At 70.3% G+C, this 18,244-nt stretch carries 21 protein-coding genes; 7 read left to right on the forward strand and 14 right to left on the reverse strand.

The annotated features are described in order from the left end of the window. Positions 1-18 precede the first annotated feature (18 nt). The 4 genes from ACZ63E_RS02720 to ACZ63E_RS02735 form a co-directional block, all read right to left on the reverse strand. Positions 19-876 (reverse strand): 5-oxoprolinase subunit C family protein, encoded by an 858-nt coding sequence (locus ACZ63E_RS02720; protein WP_465333755.1) that lies wholly within the window; start codon positions 874-876, stop codon positions 19-21. After that, a complete protein-coding gene (gene pxpB / locus ACZ63E_RS02725; RefSeq protein ID WP_465333757.1) occupies positions 873-1,469 on the reverse strand; it encodes a 5-oxoprolinase subunit PxpB in 597 nt (198 codons plus the stop codon). The genes ACZ63E_RS02720 and pxpB overlap by 4 nt, the downstream gene beginning before the upstream one ends. Before the next feature lie 4 nt (positions 1,470-1,473). Then, complete coding sequence (locus tag ACZ63E_RS02730) at positions 1,474-2,088, reverse strand: heme-binding beta-barrel domain-containing protein (protein WP_465333759.1); 615 nt, start codon at positions 2,086-2,088, stop codon at positions 1,474-1,476. A gap of 127 nt (positions 2,089-2,215) precedes the next feature. After that, complete coding sequence (locus ACZ63E_RS02735; protein WP_465333761.1) at positions 2,216-3,574, reverse strand: DHA2 family efflux MFS transporter permease subunit; 1,359 nt, start codon at positions 3,572-3,574, stop codon at positions 2,216-2,218. A gap of 45 nt (positions 3,575-3,619) precedes the next feature. Between ACZ63E_RS02735 and ACZ63E_RS02740 the strand changes: the two genes are divergently transcribed. After that, on the forward strand, positions 3,620-4,030 hold the full coding sequence (locus ACZ63E_RS02740; protein WP_465312989.1) for a MerR family transcriptional regulator: 411 nt from the start codon (positions 3,620-3,622) through the stop codon (positions 4,028-4,030). Positions 4,031-4,052: 22 nt separating this feature from the next. Here ACZ63E_RS02740 and ACZ63E_RS02745 read toward each other — a convergent pair whose 3' ends face one another. The 5 genes from ACZ63E_RS02745 to ACZ63E_RS02765 all read right to left on the reverse strand — a co-directional run bounded on the left by ACZ63E_RS02745 (position 4,053) and on the right by ACZ63E_RS02765 (position 7,258). After that, complete coding sequence (locus tag ACZ63E_RS02745) at positions 4,053-4,364, reverse strand: DUF1416 domain-containing protein (protein ID WP_465312990.1); 312 nt, start codon at positions 4,362-4,364, stop codon at positions 4,053-4,055. Further along, entirely contained in the window at positions 4,364-5,200 is an 837-nt protein-coding gene (locus ACZ63E_RS02750; protein ID WP_465333762.1) for a sulfurtransferase, read from the reverse strand. The genes ACZ63E_RS02745 and ACZ63E_RS02750 overlap by 1 nt, the downstream gene beginning before the upstream one ends. 30 nt (positions 5,201-5,230) lie before the next feature. Continuing rightward, a complete protein-coding gene (locus tag ACZ63E_RS02755) occupies positions 5,231-5,662 on the reverse strand; it encodes a DUF4395 domain-containing protein (RefSeq protein ID WP_465333763.1) in 432 nt (143 codons plus the stop codon). A 263-nt stretch (positions 5,663-5,925) separates the two neighbouring features. Then, a complete protein-coding gene (locus ACZ63E_RS02760; protein WP_465333765.1) occupies positions 5,926-6,351 on the reverse strand; it encodes a TlpA family protein disulfide reductase in 426 nt (141 codons plus the stop codon). Between the two features lie 10 nt (positions 6,352-6,361). Beyond that, complete coding sequence (locus ACZ63E_RS02765; RefSeq protein WP_465333767.1) at positions 6,362-7,258, reverse strand: LmeA family phospholipid-binding protein; 897 nt, start codon at positions 7,256-7,258, stop codon at positions 6,362-6,364. Between the two features lie 152 nt (positions 7,259-7,410). Here ACZ63E_RS02765 and ACZ63E_RS02770 point away from each other — a divergent pair, with 152 nt between their 5' ends. The 6 genes from ACZ63E_RS02770 to pstB all read left to right on the forward strand — a co-directional run bounded on the left by ACZ63E_RS02770 (position 7,411) and on the right by pstB (position 13,353). Next, positions 7,411-8,160 carry a winged helix-turn-helix transcriptional regulator gene (locus tag ACZ63E_RS02770; protein ID WP_465333768.1) on the forward strand — a complete coding sequence of 250 codons (750 nt, stop codon included), beginning with the start codon at positions 7,411-7,413 and terminating at the stop codon, positions 8,158-8,160. A gap of 123 nt (positions 8,161-8,283) precedes the next feature. After that, positions 8,284-9,189, forward strand: a complete 906-nt coding sequence (gene mshD, locus ACZ63E_RS02775) for a mycothiol synthase (RefSeq protein WP_465333770.1) — start codon at positions 8,284-8,286, stop codon at positions 9,187-9,189. Between the two features lie 225 nt (positions 9,190-9,414). Then, positions 9,415-10,545 carry a phosphate ABC transporter substrate-binding protein PstS gene (gene pstS, locus ACZ63E_RS02780; RefSeq protein WP_465334361.1) on the forward strand — a complete coding sequence of 377 codons (1,131 nt, stop codon included), beginning with the start codon at positions 9,415-9,417 and terminating at the stop codon, positions 10,543-10,545. Between the two features lie 185 nt (positions 10,546-10,730). Further along, positions 10,731-11,651, forward strand: coding sequence for a phosphate ABC transporter permease subunit PstC (gene pstC, locus ACZ63E_RS02785; protein WP_465333772.1), 921 nt, complete (start codon positions 10,731-10,733; stop codon positions 11,649-11,651). A 3-nt stretch (positions 11,652-11,654) separates the two neighbouring features. Then, positions 11,655-12,569 carry a phosphate ABC transporter permease PstA gene (gene pstA / locus ACZ63E_RS02790; RefSeq protein ID WP_465312999.1) on the forward strand — a complete coding sequence of 305 codons (915 nt, stop codon included), beginning with the start codon at positions 11,655-11,657 and terminating at the stop codon, positions 12,567-12,569. A 7-nt stretch (positions 12,570-12,576) separates the two neighbouring features. Further along, the gene (pstB, locus tag ACZ63E_RS02795; RefSeq protein WP_465333774.1) at positions 12,577-13,353 is read left to right on the forward strand and encodes a phosphate ABC transporter ATP-binding protein PstB; all 777 of its coding nucleotides are present in this window, start codon (positions 12,577-12,579) and stop codon (positions 13,351-13,353) included. A gap of 85 nt (positions 13,354-13,438) precedes the next feature. Here the strand turns inward: pstB and ACZ63E_RS02800 are convergent, their stop codons facing one another. The 5 genes from ACZ63E_RS02800 to ACZ63E_RS02820 all read right to left on the reverse strand — a co-directional run bounded on the left by ACZ63E_RS02800 (position 13,439) and on the right by ACZ63E_RS02820 (position 18,186). Beyond that, the gene (locus ACZ63E_RS02800) at positions 13,439-13,813 is read right to left on the reverse strand and encodes a hypothetical protein (protein ID WP_465333776.1); all 375 of its coding nucleotides are present in this window, start codon (positions 13,811-13,813) and stop codon (positions 13,439-13,441) included. A gap of 136 nt (positions 13,814-13,949) precedes the next feature. Beyond that, positions 13,950-14,615, reverse strand: coding sequence for a phosphate signaling complex protein PhoU (gene phoU, locus ACZ63E_RS02805; RefSeq protein ID WP_465333778.1), 666 nt, complete (start codon positions 14,613-14,615; stop codon positions 13,950-13,952). Between the two features lie 83 nt (positions 14,616-14,698). Further along, positions 14,699-16,096, reverse strand: coding sequence for an LCP family protein (locus ACZ63E_RS02810; protein ID WP_465333780.1), 1,398 nt, complete (start codon positions 16,094-16,096; stop codon positions 14,699-14,701). A 491-nt stretch (positions 16,097-16,587) separates the two neighbouring features. After that, on the reverse strand, positions 16,588-16,803 hold the full coding sequence (locus tag ACZ63E_RS02815; protein ID WP_465333782.1) for a hypothetical protein: 216 nt from the start codon (positions 16,801-16,803) through the stop codon (positions 16,588-16,590). A gap of 699 nt (positions 16,804-17,502) precedes the next feature. Then, entirely contained in the window at positions 17,503-18,186 is a 684-nt protein-coding gene (locus ACZ63E_RS02820; protein ID WP_465333784.1) for a GGDEF domain-containing protein, read from the reverse strand. Positions 18,187-18,244: the final 58 nt, after the last annotated feature.

An 18,244-nucleotide genomic window follows, 5' to 3' on the forward strand; every position in this document is an offset into this window, starting at 1 on the left:
CGCGGCGGTACCGGACTTTCAGGACATCCGGAACCGCATCCGGGTGCCCGGCCGGGCCTGCGCGAGCGCGCCCAGTGCGGCCCCGCGCACGACGGCCGCGACCGGGTAACCACCCGTGGTCGGGTGGTCGGCCAGGAACACCACCGGCAGGCCGTTCGGCGGCACCTGGATCGCGCCCGTGACGACACCTTCGCTCGGCAGCTCGCCTTCGGTGTACTCCGCCGCTCGCCGCAACGCCGTCCCGTCGAGCCGCAGGCCGACGCGGTTGGACTCCGACGTGACCGTCCACCACGCGGCCAAACCGTCGGCCGCGGAAGTGAGCCAGTCGTCACGCGGGCCGAGCGTCACCGGCACCACCAGCTCGTCCGGCGCCGAAGCGGGCACCACGACGTCCGCGCCGGCCGGGATTCCGGTCGGCGCGCCGAGCGGAAGCACGTCTGACGCGCGAAGCGGCGAAGGGCCGATGCCGGACAGGACGTCGCGAGAGCGGCTGCCCAGCACCGGTTCCACCGCGATCCCGCCGGACACCGCCAGGTAGCAGCGCAGCCCGGCCGACGGCGTCCCGAGGGTGAGCGTCTGGCCCGCTCGCACGGGCACCGGCACGTGGGAGCCGTACGCGCGGTCGTCGACGACCACCGAGACCGGCGGTCCGGTCACGGCGACCGTCGCGGACGCCGTGAAGCGCACCGAAAGGCCGCCGAGCAAGGCTTCGATCCCGGCCGCCCCCGCCGGGTTGCCGACGAGCCGGTTCGCCAGCCGCAACGACGCCGTGTCCAACGCCCCCGACGGCGCGACGCCGAGATACGCGTAACCCGGCCGGCCCAGGTCCTCGACCAGCGCCTGCGGGCCCGGCACGAGGACCTCCAGGGACCTCACCGGACGCTCCGGAACCGCACACGGTCACCCGGGGCGAACAGCGCGGGCGGGTCCGCGCGCGGGTCGAACAGCGTCGCCGACGTGTGCCCGAGCAGCCGCCAGCCGCCGGGTGACTCGCGCGGGTAGACACCGGTGAACTCACCGGCCAGCCCGACCGACCCGGCGGGGACGCGGGTGCGGGGTGACTCCAGCCGCGGCTGCCGCAGCGACGACGGAAGCCCGGTCAGGTAACCGAATCCGGGCGCGAAGCCGGTGAACGCGACCGTGTAGACCGTCTCGGTGTGTAGCGAAACGACGGCTTCCTCGGACATCTCGGCGTCCGAAGCGACGAGCGCGAGGTCCTCGCCGTCGTAGCGGACGTCAAGGGTCACTTCCCGCGGCTCGCCGGCGGGCGGGTGCGTCAGGTCGGCGTCTTCGAGCAACGCCCGGACCGCCGCCACCCCGCCGACGACCAGCAGGCTGCGGGCGCCCGGCACCAGCTCGACGACGTCTTCGGGGCGGGCCGCGCAGACGGTCGCGTGGGCCGCGCGCATCTGCTCGAGCGAGTCGCAGTCGAGCAGGGCGGCGTCCTCGCCACACCGCCGCCAGCGCACGCTGTCAGCCGACGACGCGGCGAAGCAGGGCCGAAGAGTGGGGCTGCATCTCCTGGCCCACCATGGCGCGCTCCTCGACGTAGCCGAGGGAGCCTTCGATCAGGCCGTACAGGCGCTGGGCCGCGGTGACGTCCTTCGCGGAGGCCGTGCGGATCACCGCGTCGGTGCCGAGCTCCCAGGACGTCTGGTTGCGCGGCTTGCCGTAGTACAGCTCGACGATGCCGGTGTTGTGCGTGAGCAGGAGCTCGAGCGTGTCGTCCTCCCGCGGCCGCCAGAACCCGGACTCGCGGGCGGCGGGGCGGATGACGTTGCCCTCGTCGTCGAGCAGCCACGCGCGCGACTCGTGGACGAGGAACGGCCGGCCGTCGTGCGAGATCGTCAGCTGCTGCGCGAACTTGCGCGGGCCTTCGATGGTCGGGTAGTCGACCTCGCCCTCACCACGCCAGACACCGACGAGCGGCAGCAGCGCGAGGCAGGCGTCGTTGAGGTTCGGCCCCTCACGCAGGTTCGCGGTGTCGTTGGGGATGGGCAGGTCGTCCCACAGCGGAAGGTTGCGCTCGCGGGTGCTCTCCGCGCGCATCTCCGCTGCTGCGATGGCGTCGTCGCCGCTGGCGGTCATGGGTCAGCGCTGGTCCGCGTAAAGCCGGTAGACGACGTACACGGCGAACCACGTGATGGCGACGCCCGCGAGCACCAGCAAGGTCGTAAACAGAGCTTCCACGTCCAGCAGGATAGTCCGCCGCCGCTCACCCGGCCCGGCGCAGGGTCGTCGCGGTGAGGACGGTCACCGCCAGCAGCACCACCCCGGCCACGCCCATCGCCGCGTGCAGGCCGCTCGGCAGTGTCGGACCGGCGGCCAGCAGCGCGCCGAGCGCGGCGACCCCGAGGGCGGTGCCGGTCTGGCGGGCCGCGTTGACCGTCGCCGACGCGATCCCGCTGCGGTTGCCCGGCAGCCCGGCCAGCCCGACGATGTTCGACGGCGTCACCGACAGCCCCACCCCGGCGCCGGCCAGCGCGAACGCGACCGCCACCAGCCAGTACGGGCTTTCGGCGTCGAGCAGGAGGAACGTGAAGGAGCCGACGGCCGCGACGAGGTAGCTGACCGGCAGGAGCCGCTCCGCGCCGTAGCGCGCCGAGAGCCGTCCGGCGGTGAACGCGGCGACGACGTTCGTGAGCACGTACGGCAGCATCTGGACGCCCGCCTCGGTCGCCGTCGCGCCGCGGGCCTGCTGCAGGTAGACGCCGATCAGGAAGACCGCCGGATAGGCCGCGAACCCGAGGCTCCAGGCGGCGAAGATCGCCACCGAGAACCGGGTCCCGGCGAACAGCCGCACCGGCAGCATCGGGTGTGGCACGCGCAGCTCGACCACGATGAACGCGGTCAGCGCGGCGAGCCCGAGAACCCCGGTGAGCAGCACGGACGTGCTCAGCCCGAGCCGGCCGGCCTCGATCACGGCGAAGGTAAGCAGGCCGATCCACAGCGCGCCGAGCACCTGCCCGGTCAGGTCGAGCGCGCCGTGCGCCGGGTCGCGCGACTCGGTGATCCCGCGGCGGCCGAGGACCACCGCGACCACCCCGATCGGCAGGTTGACCAGGAAGATCGCGGGCCAGCCGAAGGCGTCGGTGAGCGGGCCGCCGATCAGCGGGCCCAGCACCAGCGCGCAGCCCGCCACCGTGCCCCACAGGCCCATCACGCGCGCCCGCTCGGCCGGCGCCGGGAAGGCGTGCGCGAGCAAGGCGACCGAGCCCGGGATCACGGCGGACGCGGCAAAACCCTGGACGATCCGGGCGGTGACCAGCAGCTCGAGGGTCGGCGCGAGCGCGCAGCCGACCGACGCGACCGTGAACAGCGACAACCCGGTGAGGTAGACGAGCTTGCGGCCGTAGCGGTCGCCGAGCGTGCCGCCGGAGAGGATCACGGCGGTGAGCGCGACCGTGTAGCCGTCGATGATCCACTGCAGCCCGCTGAAGCTCGTGCCGAGCGTGCGTTGCATGGTCGGCAGCGCGACGCTCACGACGCTGACGTCGAGGAGGGCCATGAAGCTGCCCAGGAAGACGGCGGCGAGCAGGCCGGCGCGGCGCGTCACGGGAGCGGTAAGGGTCACCTAAACAGCTTGCGACCTCAACCCGGCTTGAGGTCAACTCATCGCATGCTTTCCATCGGTGAAGCGGCCTCGACGGTGGGGGTCGCGGTGTCCGCGTTGCGCTACTGGGACGAGCGCGGGATCGTGCGCCCCGCCGCGCGCCGCGGCGGCAAGCGGTTCTACGGCCCCGACGAGCTGCACCGGCTGGCCGCGGCGAAGATGCTGCAGGACACCGGCCTCTGCAGCCTCGACGAGATCGCCGCCGTGCTGCGCGGCCCGGAGCACGGCGACTGGCGGGCCGTGGTCCGTGCCCGGATCGCCGAGCTCGCCGAGCGGCGGCGGAAGCTCGCGGTCGCGGAGACGTTCCTCGACCACTTCCTGCGCTGCCCGCGGGACCACCCGATCGAGACGTGCCCCTCGCTGCGGGACCACACCGACCGGGTCCTGAACGCAGCGAAGGCCTCCCCACCGGAGTAGGGAGGCCTTCGCGAAAAGGACGTCAGGCGACGGAGATGGCCAGCTGGTGCACGCCCGGCCCGTCGGCCGTCACGGACGCTTCGCCGTTGCCGGTGCGGTGCAGCGCGCGCACCGTCCAGTCGCCGGGCGCCGCGTAGAAGCGGAAGTCACCGTCGGCCGAGGAGACGACCTCGCCGGTGAAGTCGCCGCCGCCGTCCAGGAGCCGGACGAACGCGCCGCCGACCGGCCCGTCCGCACCGGTCACCTTGCCCGCGAGCACAACCTGCCCGCGCGTGTCGTAGTCCGCCGGCGTGGCCTCCTGGACCGGTGCGCCGCAGCTGTCGTCTACCGCCATCACTTGGCTCCCAACTCGACCGGCACGCCGACGAGCGAGCCGTATTCCGTCCATGAACCGTCGTAGTTCTTCACGTCCTCGTGGCCGAGCAGCTCGTGCAGCGCGAACCACGCGATCGAGGAGCGCTCACCGATGCGGCAGTAGGCGATGGTGCCCTTGCCCGCGTCGATGCCCTGCTCCTTGTAGAGCTCGTCAATCTCGGCCTCGGTCTTGAAGGTGCCGTCCTCGTTGGCGACCTTCGCCCACGGCACGTTCAGCGCGCCGGGGATGTGGCCGGGAACCTGGGACTGCTCCTGCGGCAGGTGCGCCGGGGCGAGTAGCTTGCCGGAGAACTCGTCCGGCGACCGCACGTCGACGAAGTTCTTCGCGCCGATGGACTGGACGACCTCGTCGCGGAACGCGCGCAGGGACAGGTCCTGGTCCTGGGCCTTGTAGTCGGTGGAGTCGCGCTTGACCTCGTCGGAGTTCAGCTCACGGCCGTCGAGCTCCCACTTCTTGCGCCCGCCGTCGAGCAGCTGGACGTTCTGGTGGCCGTACAGCTTGAAGTACCAGTACGCGTACGCGGCGAACCAGTTGTTGTTGCCGCCGTAAAGGATCACGCGGTCGTCGTTGGAGATGCCCTTCTCCGACAGGAGCTTCTCGAAGCCCTCCTTGGAGACGAAGTCGCGGCGCACGCCGTCCTGCAGGTCCTTGCGCCAGTCGAACTTCACCGCGCCCCGGATGTGTCCGCCGTCGTACGCGGTGGTGTCCTCGTCGACCTCGGCGAACACGACGCCGGGGGTGTCCAGGTTCTCCTCGGCCCACTGGGTGGTGACCAGGACGTCTTCACGGCTCATGGAACGGACTCTCTTTCTGGGGTTGAACTTTCAGGACGCGCGGGCGGGGGTGAAGCGCTTGAGGAGCAAGAACATTTCGCAGCCGAGGCAGAAGTCGAAGGCCGCGTTGAGGAAGGCCGCGAAGAGCGCGAAGGCCGTCGCGACGATGCCGAGCGGGGTGACGTCGAGAGCGAAGCCGATCGTGCCGACGAGCGCGAAGACGAATCCGACGGCCTGGGCGAACCGCAGCGGCGCCGCGTCCTCCCGCTCGTCGGTCGGGCCGAGGCGCGGGGCGACGAGCGTGCGGTACACGATCGAGTAGGGCGCGGGCCTGAGCCCGACAAACGCGCCGATGGCGAACACGACGGTCTGGATCGCCAGCAACGGCCACCACTGGGTGACCAGGACGACCGCGAGCACGACCGTGGTCAGGATGGCGGCGAACCGCGGGCCCCGCGGGTCGACGGCCGGTCCGGCGGACATGGTTCCTCCAGCTGGAGCAGAGGGGGTGCGTGCGGACGGCACGCTTCAGCGGCTTCGGGGCTGGCTGGTTCCGGGCGTGGTTCAGCGCCGGTCGGACGGAACGCGACACAGGCTGCTGCGGACGCGGCAGAGGTCGACTGCGCGTCGCTGCGTGAGGAAGTTGGTCAGCCTGGTCACGGGTGCGAGCGTACCCAGCTCTCCCTCAGAGTGGGAACCACGTTCACACCCTGGGAGAAGTTCCGCGATTTGGGACACAGCCCTGGTCAGGGGGTCCGAGCCGTGAGATGGGGGCGCAGCGCGTCCAGCAGTTCGGGGCCCTTGGGGACACCGCCGACGCGCAGCAGCTCCCGGCCGTCCCGGGTCAGCGCGATCGTGGTCGGCGTCCGCAGCACGGCGAGGGACTGGGCGACCTCGGGCTGGTTCGTCACGTCGAGCTCGACGTGGTGCAGGCCGTCGGTCCGCTCCGCGAGCGGCGCGAGGACAGCCTTCGCGTGCCGGCAGGGCGCGCAGAAGGTGGTGGAGATCTGGACCAGCGTCACCGCGGACGCCGGGTCGAGCACGGCGGTGACGGGACCGGGCAGCTCACGCACGGGCTTCGCCGCCCGCACGCGGCCGTTGCGCGCCCGCAGCAGCAGCCCGGCGGCCGATCCGGCCACCAGCACCGCCACAAGCACCCACAGCCCCGTCACGCACCGCTCCCTACTTGCTCAAGTCCGCGAAGGACACGTCGGTCGCCTCGCCCTTGATCGTCACCGAACCGCTCTGGACGCGCACGCCGGTCGGGGTGACCGACAGCGGCAGGTCCTTCGTGCTGATCGACGCCTTGAAGTTCGGCAGCAGCGCGTTCTGCACCGCCTGCGGAACGACCGTCGTCTCCTGGTCGTTCCCGAACTGGAGCCGCTTGGGCACGAAGTTGATGGTCCCGCCCTTCGCGTCGGCCTCGATCATCGCGAAGCAGAAGATTTCCAGGTCCTTGCCCGCGAACGAAAGGTGTCCCGAAATGCGGACACCGGTGGTCGACTCGTCGACGGTCTGGCCGTCGGTCGTCGTGGTGGGGGTCGGGGTCGCCTCGGCCTGCCCGGAGTCGCCGTTCTCGACGTAGTCCGTGGTCGCCGGCTCGATCCGCAGGTCCTTGATCTTGTCCAGCGGCGCGAGGCGGGACAGGTCGGCGGCCTTGATGGTGACCGAGCCGGTCAGCTGGCCGATGGTGATCGCCTTCGTGTTGCCGGAGGTGATGTCCGACAGCGGCGCCGTGACGTTCTCCAGCTCGGCGTTCACCGCGACGTCCTGGAGCTTGTCGGCGACCGGCACCCCGGCGGCCGACACGCTGATGTGTCCGTACTCACCGCCGAGGGCCTGGGTGAGGAACGGGAAGCCGTGGATCGTCACCGACGGGTCGTCGGTCAGCTGCAGCTGCGTGCGCGCCTTCTGCGAGATCATGTGCTCGGCGTACGCGGCGGCCCCGAAATCGGCGCCGACCAGCAGGAGTGCCAGGACGACGAGGGCGATCACCCAGCGGCGCAGCCGGCGCCCCCGGCGCCGCGCGTCCGGCCTCGGTGCGGGTCGGTCGTCCCGGGTCACGGGCCTGCTCACCATCGCGTCCGTACTCCTGTTCGTCGGGTCCACCGGCGTTTCCCCCGGTGTGATCGATCCAGCAAGGGTTAGGTGCCCGGCCGTCGAGCCGCTATTCTCACTTAGCACCGAACAACGCCACCGTGAGGCGACGATTTGTGAAGGCGGTGCGGCTCATGAGCCTGGACCTTCTGGTGCTGACTGCGGAAGCCGATGCCACTTCGGTGCTGCCCGCCCTGGACCTGCTGCCGCACACCGTACGCGTACGCGCTCCCGAGGTGACCGCCCTGCTCGACGCGGGCCACCGCGACGTCATCGTCCTGGACGCGCGCAGCGACCTGGCCTCGGCGAAGAGCCTCTGCCGCCTGCTGAAGGGCGCCGGCGAGGACGAGGCGTCCACCCCGATCATCGCGGTCGTCGGTGAGGGCGGGCTCGTCGCGGTGAGCGCCGAATGGCGCACCGACGACATCCTCCTGCCGACCGCCGGCCCGGCCGAGGTCGATGCCCGGCTGCGGCTGGTCACCACGCGCGACGGCGGTTCCGCGCAGGTCGACGCCGAGCTGCGGGTCGGCGAGCTGGTCATCGACGAGGCGACCTACACCGCCCGCCTGCGCAAGCGCACCCTCGAACTGACCTACAAGGAGTTCGAGCTGCTCAAGTACCTCGCGCAGCACGCCGGCCGGGTGTTCACCCGCGCCCAGCTGCTGCAGGAGGTCTGGGGTTACGACTTCTTCGGCGGCACGCGCACGGTCGACGTCCACGTGCGGCGGCTGCGGGCCAAGCTCGGCCCGGAGCACGAGCAGATGATCGGCACCGTGCGCAACGTCGGGTACAAGTTCGAGCGGCCCGCGAAGGGCGCCATGCCGCGTCAGGCCGCGCCGGCGCCGGCCGAGGTCCCGGCGGAGACCCCCGAACTCGCACACTGACGCCACCTCCTGTGATTCTCGGGGCTTCGCCCCGGCCGGGGGCTCCGCCACCCGGACCCCCGAACAACTCCGGAGACGCCTCGGCACCCGTCGCGTTGCCTCGCGCGCGGGTACGGTCACGGGGTGACCGGAGAAGGCGAATGGCGGCAGGAACTGGACGACAAGCAGCTCGAGGACGTCCGCGGGCTGCTGCTGGCCGTGCGGGAAGCGGACGGCAGGCCCGAGGTCGCGGCCGAAGGCCCGCTGCCCGGTGAGTTCGACGGCGGTGAGCACCTCGTCGCCTGCGTCGAGGGCGAGGTCGTCGGGTACGTCCACCTCGACACCACCGGCGACTCCTTCGGCCACCAGGTCGCCGAGCTGTTCGTGCACCCCGCCCACCGCAGCCGCGGGTACGGCGCGAAGCTGCTTCAGGCGCTCGACGAGCGCGCCGCGGTCGGGTTCCGGGCCTGGGCCCACGGTGACCACCCCGCGGCGCTCCAGCTGGCCGTGAAGGCCGGTTTGGAGCGCAAGCGCGAGCTGCTGATCCTGCACACGGACGTCGAGGGCGCGGACTGGCCCGAGCCGGTGCTGCGCGAAGGCGTCACGCTGCGGACGTTCGTGCCCGGCCAGGACGAGGACGCCGTCGTCCGGGTCAACGCGCGGGCCTTCGACTGGCACCCCGAGCAGGGCGCGCTGACCGCCGAGGACGTCCGCGCCGACGAAGCGCGGGCCTGGTTCGACGCCGACGGCTTCTTCCTCGCCGAGCAGGATGGCGAGGTGATCGGCTTCCACTGGACGAAGGTCCACGAGCCGACACCGGGCCGGTTCGGCGGCGAGCGCGTCGGCGAGGTCTACGTCGTCGGCGTCGACCCGGCCGCGCAGGGCGGCGGGCTCGGCCGGGCGCTGACGCTCGCCGGGCTGCGGTACCTCGCCGGGCGCGGGCTGCGGCAGATCATCCTGTACGTCGAGGGTGACAACGCACCGGCGTTGGCGGTCTACACCAAGCTGGGGTTTGCGCGTCACGAAACCGACGTGCAATACGGACGGTGACAACGATCAACGCCGTGCGAGCGCTTCGTCACGGTGTGCGAATGCCCAGGTCACGGCCGGGACACGGCGTCCTTTCGGGTTAGTAGCACTGCTCACATCCGAGGCCTTGTTCACTTTCCGTTCATTCGATCAGAGCCGATCGTCCACCAGCGCTGCCTAATGTCCGGATCCGGCGCGGCACCACGTCGCGACGACCCGGTCGAGCTCCTGATGGAGGAAACAGCAGTGAAGATCATGCGGCCCCTGAGCGCGGTGGGCATCGTCGCGAGCGCCGCCCTCGTGCTCGCCGCCTGTGGTACCGATCCCGCGGCGTCGAACAGCGCCGCCTCGAACTCGGCTGCCGCCCCGGCCGCCACCGGCACTGCCGACGTGGCGTGCGGTGGCAAGAGCCCGCTCTCCGCGGAAGGCTCGTCGGCCCAGAAGAACGCCATCGACATCTTCACGCAGCAGTACAGCAAGAAGTGCGCGGGCCAGCAGGTCAACTACAACCCGAGCGGTTCGGGCGCGGGCGTCAAGCAGTTCAACGCCAACCAGATCGACTTCGGCGGCTCGGACTCGCCGATCACCGGCGCGGACCTCGAAGCGGCCAACAAGCGCTGCGCGAGTGACGCCTGGAACATCCCGATGGTCGTCGGCCCGGTGGCCGTCGCCTACAAGCTGTCCGGTGTGGACAAGCTGACGCTGACCCCGTCGGTCATCGCCAAGATCTTCTCGGGCTCCGTCACCAAGTGGAACGACCCGGCCATCAAGGGTGTCAAGGGCAACGAGAGCCTGACCCTGCCGGACAAGGCCATCCAGGTCGTCTCCCGCTCCGACGAGTCGGGCACCACCGACAACTTCCAGAAGTACCTGGGCGCGGCGGCGAAGGCCGACTGGACCAAGGGTGCCGGCAAGAAGTTCAACGGTGGCGTCGGCAACGGTGCGCAGGGCTCCAACGGTGTCGCGACCGCGGTGAAGGCCGGCGACGGCGCCATCACCTACGTCGAGGGCGCATTCGCCAAGGACGGCCTCACCCCGGCCCTGATCGACAGCGGCTCGGGCGGTGTCGAGCTCAACGCGGCGAACGTGGCCAAGTCCCTCGAGGCGGCCAAGTTCCTCAAGGACGGCTCGAAGGACCTCGCGCTCGACCTCAACGGCATCTACGCCAGCAACGTCGCGGGCGCCTACCCGCTGCTGCTGACGACCTACGAGATCGTGTGCTCGAAGTACGCGAACCCGGACGTCGCGAAGGCCGTCAAGGCGTTCCTGACGGTGTCGGCCACCGACGGCCAGCAGCCGCTGTCCGCCAAGGGATATGTGCCGATCCCGCAGTCGCTGCAGACGAAGGTCCTGGACTCCATCAAGGCCATCGCCTGACCCGCGTCACGAATGACAAGGCTGGACAGAACTAGTCGATGAGCGAGTCATCCTCGACGCGAACGCCCACCGGCGACCCCGGTGGGCGTTCGTCGTCCGCCACAACGCCCCCGGAGGATCCGATTTCGGAGCAACCAGCCTCGGCGGCGGCACCCGAGCCGCCCGCGAGCGACAAACCGAAGAAGGTGCGGCGTGGTGACCGCATCTTCCAGAACCTGACCACCGGGGCCGGGATCTTCGTCGTCGCCCTGATCGGCCTGATCGGGCTCTTCCTGCTCATCCAGGCGATCCCGGCGCTGCAGGCGGACAACGTCAACTTCCTGACCAACCACGGCTGGTCGACGAACGACCCCGCGAACATGTCGTTCGGCATCCTCGACCTCCTCGAGGTCACGGTGGCGACGTCGCTCGTGGCGCTGGTCATCGCGATGCCGGTCTCGCTGGGCATCGCGCTGTTCCTCACGCAGTACTCGCCGAAGCGCTTGGCGCGGCCCTTCGCCTACGTCATCGACCTGCTCGCCGCGGTGCCGTCGATCATCTTCGGCCTCTGGGGAATCCTGGTCTTCGCGCCGGCCATCGAGCCGTTCTCGCAGTGGATCAACGACACGTTCTCGTGGTTCCCGCTGCTCGCGCCGGGCAACGTGGCGCCCAGCGTGCGCGGCACGATCTTCACCGCCGGCATCGTGCTGGCCGTGATGATCCTGCCGATCATCACGTCACTCTCGCGCGAGGTCTTCGAGCGCACGCCGGTCCCGCACATCGAAGGCGCGCTGGCGCTCGGCGCCACGCGCTGGGAGGTCATCCGCACCACGGTGCTGCCGTTCGGCAAGGCCGGCTACATCGGCGCGTCGATGCTCGGCCTCGGCCGCGCGCTCGGTGAGACGATCGCGCTCGCCGTCATCCTGCTCATCCCGCAGGGCCGCAACTTCGACTGGAGCCTCTTCGACGGCGGGTCGACGTTCGCCTCGAAGATCGCGGCCAACTACAGCGAGTTCAACAACGAGATCTCCGCCGGCGCCTACATCGCAGCCGGCCTCGTGCTGTTCGTGCTCACCTTCCTGGTGAACTTCGCGGCCCGGTCCGTCATCGGCAAGAAGGGAGACTGAGCAATGTCCACCACGCTCGAAGCCCCTGCCACGGCGCCGGCGTTCCAGCAGGTCAGCATGGCTCGCAAGGTCAAGAACGGCCTCGCGACCGTGCTCGTCTGGCTGTCGTTCCTGGTCGCCGTCGTCCCGCTGGTGTGGGTGCTCTACACGGTCGTCGCGAACGGCATCAAGCGCATCCCGTACTCGAACTGGTGGGGCCAGGACCTCGGCAACTACCTGTCCGACGAGGTCGGTGGCGGGGTGCTGCACGCCATCATCGGCAGCCTGCTGCAGGGCCTCGTCTGCGCGATCATCGCGGTGCCGATCGGCATGCTCGTCGCGATCTACCTGGTCGAGTACGGCCGGGGCAAGCTCGCCAAGGCCACGACCTTCATGGTCGACATCCTCTCCGGTGTCCCTTCGATCGTCGCCGCGCTGTTCATCTACGCGCTCTGGATCACGACGTTCGGCCTGCCGCGCAGTGGTTTCGCCGTGTCGCTGGCCCTCGTGCTGCTGATGATCCCGGTGGTCGTCCGCTCGTCGGAGGAGATGCTGCGGATCGTCCCGGACGACCTGCGTGAGGCCTCCTACGCGCTGGGTGTGCCGAAGTGGAAGACGATCATGAAGATCGTGCTCCCGACGGCGTTGTCCGGCATCATCGGCGGCATCATGATGGCGCTGGCCCGGGTCATGGGCGAAACCGCGCCGCTGCTGGTCCTGGTCGGCTACTCGGCCTACACGAACTGGGACATCTTCCACGGCGAGCAGGCGGCGCTGCCCCTGCTGATGAACAACGAGCGTGTCACCAACTCGATGGACCCCGGCTCGGTCGGCTTCGACCGGATCTGGGGTGCGGCGCTGACGCTGGTGCTCATCATCGCGATCATCAACCTCCTCGCCACCGTGTTCGCGCGCCTTGTCGCCCCGAAGAAGAAGTGAGCTAGCCATGGCAAAGCGAATCGACGTCAAGGACGTGGACATCTACTACGGCAAGTTCCACGCCGTCGACAGTGTCACCCTTGCCGTGCCGCCCCGCAACGTCACCGCCTTCATCGGCCCGTCCGGCTGCGGCAAGTCGACGGTGCTGCGCACGCTGAACCGCATGCACGAGGTCATCCCCGGCGCCCGCGTCGAGGGTGACGTCCTGCTGGACGGCGAGAACATCTACGCGTCGTCGGTCGACCCGGTGCAGGTGCGCCGCACGATCGGCATGGTGTTCCAGCGCCCCAACCCGTTCCCGACGATGTCCATCAAGGACAACGTCGTCGCGGGCCTGAAGCTCGGTGGCACCAAGGGCAAGAAGACGCTCGACGAAATCGCCGAGCGCGCCCTGCGCGGCGCGAACCTCTGGAACGAGGTCAAGGACCGCCTCACCAAGCCGGGCGGCGGGCTTTCCGGTGGGCAGCAGCAGCGGCTGTGCATCGCCCGCGCGATCGCGGTCCAGCCGGACGTCCTGCTGATGGACGAGCCGTGCTCGGCCCTGGACCCGATCTCGACGCTGGCGATCGAGGACCTGATCGGGGAGCTGAAGAAGGACTACACGATCGTCATCGTCACGCACAACATGCAGCAGGCGGCCCGGGTTTCCGACCAGACGGCGTTCTTCAACCTGGCCGGGGTGGGCCAGCCGGGACGTCTGGTCGAGCTCAACGACACGGAGAAGATCTTCTCCAACCCGGACGAAAAGGCTACGGAAGACTACATTTCCGGCCGTTTCGGCTGAGTCGTCGTTGTGGTCGAAGGCCTTTCTCGCCGGTGCTCGGGGTCGGCGAGAAAGGCCTTCTTCTTTTTTGTTCGTCCTTTGTGGATCAGGTCGCCGGGAGATAGCGCAGGGTCAGGATTCCCGAATCCCAGGCTTTGCTTTCCGTGAGAGTGAGTTCTGTCCGCCGGTCCTGGAAAAGCGGTTGTCCCGCGCCGATCGCCGTCGGGTAGAGCACCATGTCCTTGCCCGGCAACGCCTTCAGCTCGGCCACCTCGGCCGCGAGGTCCGGCCCGGCGAGGCGGTGGGGAGCGGCGACCTCGGCCGAAGAGCGTGAGAACACCACCTGCGGCGTCGAAGTCATCCAGCCGGCGAAGTCGGCCAGCTCGGTCGGGCTCGCCGGGTCCGTCGCCTGGGCGCGGAAGTTCTGCTCGCTGCCATGGTGGAAGTTCCGGCCCGTCAGGTCGTGTCGCAGCGGGACCACATCTCGTTCGACAGGGCGACGTTCAGCGCCGGATCGGGCAGCAGCCAGTCCAGCTCGTCCGCTGGGCCGGCCAGGTGCGCCGGCCGGCACGCAAAAAAGCCCCCAGCCGGACGGCCAGGGGCTTTTCGCGCAGTGCTCAGATGTCGTCGTCGGTGCCGTAGCCCGGCATCCGGCCGGTGACCACGAAGATCATCCGCTTGGCGACCGACACCGCGTGGTCGGCGTAGCGCTCGTAGAAGCGGCCGAGCAGCGTGACGTCGACCGCCGCGGCCACGCCGTGCGGCCATTCGCGGTCCATCAGGACGGTGAAGAGGTGGCGGTGGATGTCGTCCACCTGGTCGTCTTCGGACTCGAGCGTCTTCGCCGCTTCGACGTCCTTCGACTTGATGACCTGCTCGGTCTGCCGGGCCAGCTTCACCGCGACCTCGCCCATCTCGGCGAAGTACCCGCGCACCGCGTCCGGCAGCACGGGTTCGGGGTGGCGCCGCCGCGCGGCCTTCGCCACGTGGAGGGCCAGGTCGCCCATCCGCTCGAGGCTTTCCGCGGCGTGGATCGCCGCGAGCACGGTGCGGAGATCGGTCGCCACGGGCGCCTGCAGGGCGAGCAGCGCGTACGCCTGCTCCTCGCAGAGGGAGCGGGCGTCGTCGACCTTGGCGTCGTCGCTGATCACCTGTTCGGCGAGACTGAGGTCGGTCTCCAGCAGTGCCCGCGTGGCACGCTCCATGGCGTCGGCGACCTGGACCGACATCGCGGCCAGGTTGTCGGCGAGCTGTTCGAGTTCGACATGGTAAGCCTCACGCATGGCCCAACCCTACGGGCAACCGTGACCAAACACCGCATCGCCGGGTGAACCGCACGTGAACCCGGACTAACGATCCTCGCGGGTCAGCCCGTGCTGCTCGTCTTCTTGCTGGTCGTCGTCTTGGAGGTGGTCTTGGACGACGACTTCGACGTGCTCGTCGGCGGAGCCTGCTCGCTCGCCGGGATCGGGGCGTTCGGGTCGGGCAGCGGGGTGTTGTTGCGCAGCGCGTCGAAGAGGGCCTTCGTCTTGCTGCGGACGAGGACCTCGTTGCCGCGGTTGTTGGCCTCCCCGGTCGTCGGCACGGTGAGGAAGGTGATCTTCGACTGGTCGAGGCCCTTCATGGACTGCGCCAGCGTCATCATCTGCTTGACACCGAGGTTGTCGCCGAAGGTGGCCTTCGCGAAGGCCGTGATGAAGTCGCTGAGCTTGCCGGGATCGAGCACGACGTCCGACGACATGACCTTCTTCAGCAGCGCGCCGATGAACTCCTGCTGCCGCTTGATCCGGCCGTAGTCGGACGTCGGGTCGCCCTTGACGTGCCGGGCGCGCACGAAGTTCAGCGCCTGGTCGCCGGAGATCGTGACGTCGCCGGTCTCCAGCAGCACCTTGCCGAGGATGGTGTCGTCGATCGGGATCTCGTTGTGGATGGTGACACCGTGCACGGCGTCGACCATCTCCTTGAAGCCGTTGAAGTCGATCCCGACGAAGTGGTTGATCCGCAGGCCGGTGATCTGCTGGATGACCTTGGTCACGCACGACGGGCCGCCGACCGCGTACGCGGTGTTGAGCTTGGCGATCTTCTGCCCGGGGACCTTTTCGTCGGTGTTCTTGTTCTGCGCGGGGTCCCAGCGCTGGCAGTCGGGCCGGTTGATCTCGAGGTCGCGCGGGAACGACGTGACGACGACCCGCTGCCGGTCCGCCGGGATGTGGGCGACCATCACGGTGTCACTGCGGGCGCCGGGAGTGCTGTCGGCGGTGCCGACGCCTTCCTCGGCGGCCGCGCCGTCCCGCGTGTCGGAGCCGACCATGAGGAAGTTCTCGTCGTTGGCCTGGCCGGCGGCGTCCTGGATGTCGGAGGAGTTCTCGTCGAGCGCGGAGATCTGGGTGAACTTGGCGTCGAAGTAGGTCTGCGCGCCCCACGCCCCGCCGATCCCGAGGAAAACGAGCCCCGCGATCACGGCGGCGGCGATCCGGCCGAACCGGATCGAGCGTTCGATCTTCCGCTGCTTCTTCTCCTGGAGCCGGGTCTGCGCGGCCTGCTCGGCCTCTTCTTCAGGAGAAGGGGCAGTGGTGACGACGCGCTGAAGCGCCGTGCGAGTGCTCTCGATCAGCGAAGCTGGAGAGAGGCGCTCACGGCGTTCGCGCCGCTTCGCTTCTTCGGCTTCCATCTCGTCGTGCGCGGCCGAGAACCGGGCGAGGGTGTGGTCGATCTTGCGGCGGTACTGGGTCGCCTCGTCGATCGCTTCCATCTCGTCGGTCATGGTCAGCGGATCAAGAGCAGACCGAGGTGGGACGGCGTTCGCCGGTCGTTTGGTCGGCGCGTCCGGGGACACGGCCTCGGTGGTGCGGCGGGGTCCTGGGCTGTCGGGGGTCGCCGGGCGCTGGGGTACGGCGCCTTCGCGAGCGGCCGTGGCGGCTGCCGCTGCGGCGGCGCGGCGCGGCGCGGGACCGTCGGGTCGCTGCGGCTCGCTCTCGGGAGCGCCCGGGCGGCGGGGAGCAGCGCCTTCGGAGGCCGCGCCCGGGCGGCGAGGCCCATCGGCGGGGGCGCGGCGAGGTGCGACCCGGCGCGGGCCGGTGCCTTCGGCCGAGGAACCGGCGCTTTCGGCGGCGGCGCGGCGAGGCGCAGGTCCATCGGGACCGGCTGCGCGGCGGGGACCGGTGCCTTCGGCCGACGAACCGGCGCTTTCGGCGGCGGCGCGGCGAGGCGCAGGTCCATCCGGACCGGCTGCCCGGCGGGGACCAGTGCCCTCGGCTAGGCCGCGGCCCGGCGGGCTGTCAGGTGCGGCCCGGCGAGGACCAGCCTCGGCCTGCGAGCCAGCACCTTCGGCGGCGCGGCGAGGCGCAGCTCCATCCGGACCAGCCGCACGTCGAGGACCAGCGCCCTCGCCCGGCGAACCCGCACTCTCAGCAGCCGCAGCGCGACGAGGCGCGGGCCTGGCCGCCGCGCGACCATCAGCCGGAGCCGCACGTCGAGGCTGCTCAGCCTCCTCGGCAGCCGCACCCGGGCGGCGAGGAGCCGTCCCCTCCGTGCCCTCAGGCGCCGGCCGGCGCATTCGGCGTGGGGGCTGGGGTGCCGCCGAGGTCTGCTGCGGGCCCGGGTTAGCCGCCGGCGGGCGGCGCTGCAGAGGGGCCTCCGGCTGGGGGGCCGCCGCCGTCGTGCGGCGGGGCTGGCGGGGGCGGGGCGGGCGCGGTTGACGTGTCGCGTCCGTGGGTACTGAGTTCTCCGCGGGGGCCTGTCGCGGCGTGCGCGGCGGCTGCGGAGCGGGTTCTGCGGCCCGGCGTCCTGGCTGGTCAGGGGGCACGGGGCGAACCCCGGTGGTCTTCGCGACGACGTCCGAAACGCTGAGCCCGCCCTGGTCCTCCATCGACCGGCGTCTGCCGGTGCGGGGACGCGCGGGACCATCGGTGCGGCGACCGGTTCCCGGGCTGTCGTGCTCGTCCGGCACTCGGTCTCCTTTCGCACGGTCGAGGGGTTGGGCTCTGGTTGGCCGTCTTCCCCCGCAGGAGGTGATCGTTCCCCCGGCGGTTTTCGTTATCGTACGGATACCCCCCGTTCGTGACGACACCCTCCCGGAATTTTCTTCACCTTGAGTCGACGAACGGCCGCTGGGCGTCGACAAACGGGTGAAGGCCGGCATCGGCAATCCGGAGTAATGCCGCGTTTACGTTACTCAGAGTGTGTTATTAACTGCGTGCTTTGCGCGTCGTGATAGGCGACTTTGTTCCGGCCCGCACGTTTCGCCGCATAAAGCAGGGAGTCCGCGCTGCGCAGCTGCCGCTCGGGTGACGTCGGCGCGCCCGCGTGCGCCAGTCCGGCGCTGATGGTCACGTTCAGTCCCGGCTGGAGTTCTGACCAGGGGTGACGGGCGACCCGCAGCCGGGCGGCGTCGACGATGCGCACCGCCTGCCCGGCGTCGACCCCCGGCAGCCACAGCACGAACTCCTCGCCGCCGTAGCGGGCGCAGAAACCGTCCGGCGGCAGCTCCTCCTGGAGGAGGTCGGCCACCCGGCGGAGGACGCGGTCGCCGACGAGGTGACCGTACGTGTCGTTCACGCGCTTGAAGCGGTCGAGATCGATGAGCGCGAGGCCCAACGGCGGCCGCGGCCGGGCCGTCTGGCGGTCGGCGAACGGTCCGTACAACCGCTCGTCGAGGTAACGGCGGTTGTAGCTCGACGTCAGCGCGTCCCGCAGGCTGCCGTCGCGCGCGATGTCCAGCGCGGAGAGAAGGTGCTGGTAGGCGCGCCGCCAGTCGCCCTGGGTGGCGAACAGGCCGGCGATGGCCTCGTGGAGCCTGAGCAGGTCCGGCGCCCGCGGGCTCCGGCGCAGCGCGCCGTCGTCCTCGGCGACCATGCCCACCTCCACCACGCATTGGTTGTCGTCGCAGTGGAGACCGCGCTTGAGGTGTCGG

The sequence above is a fragment of the Amycolatopsis sp. NPDC104819 genome (assembly GCF_055583145.1).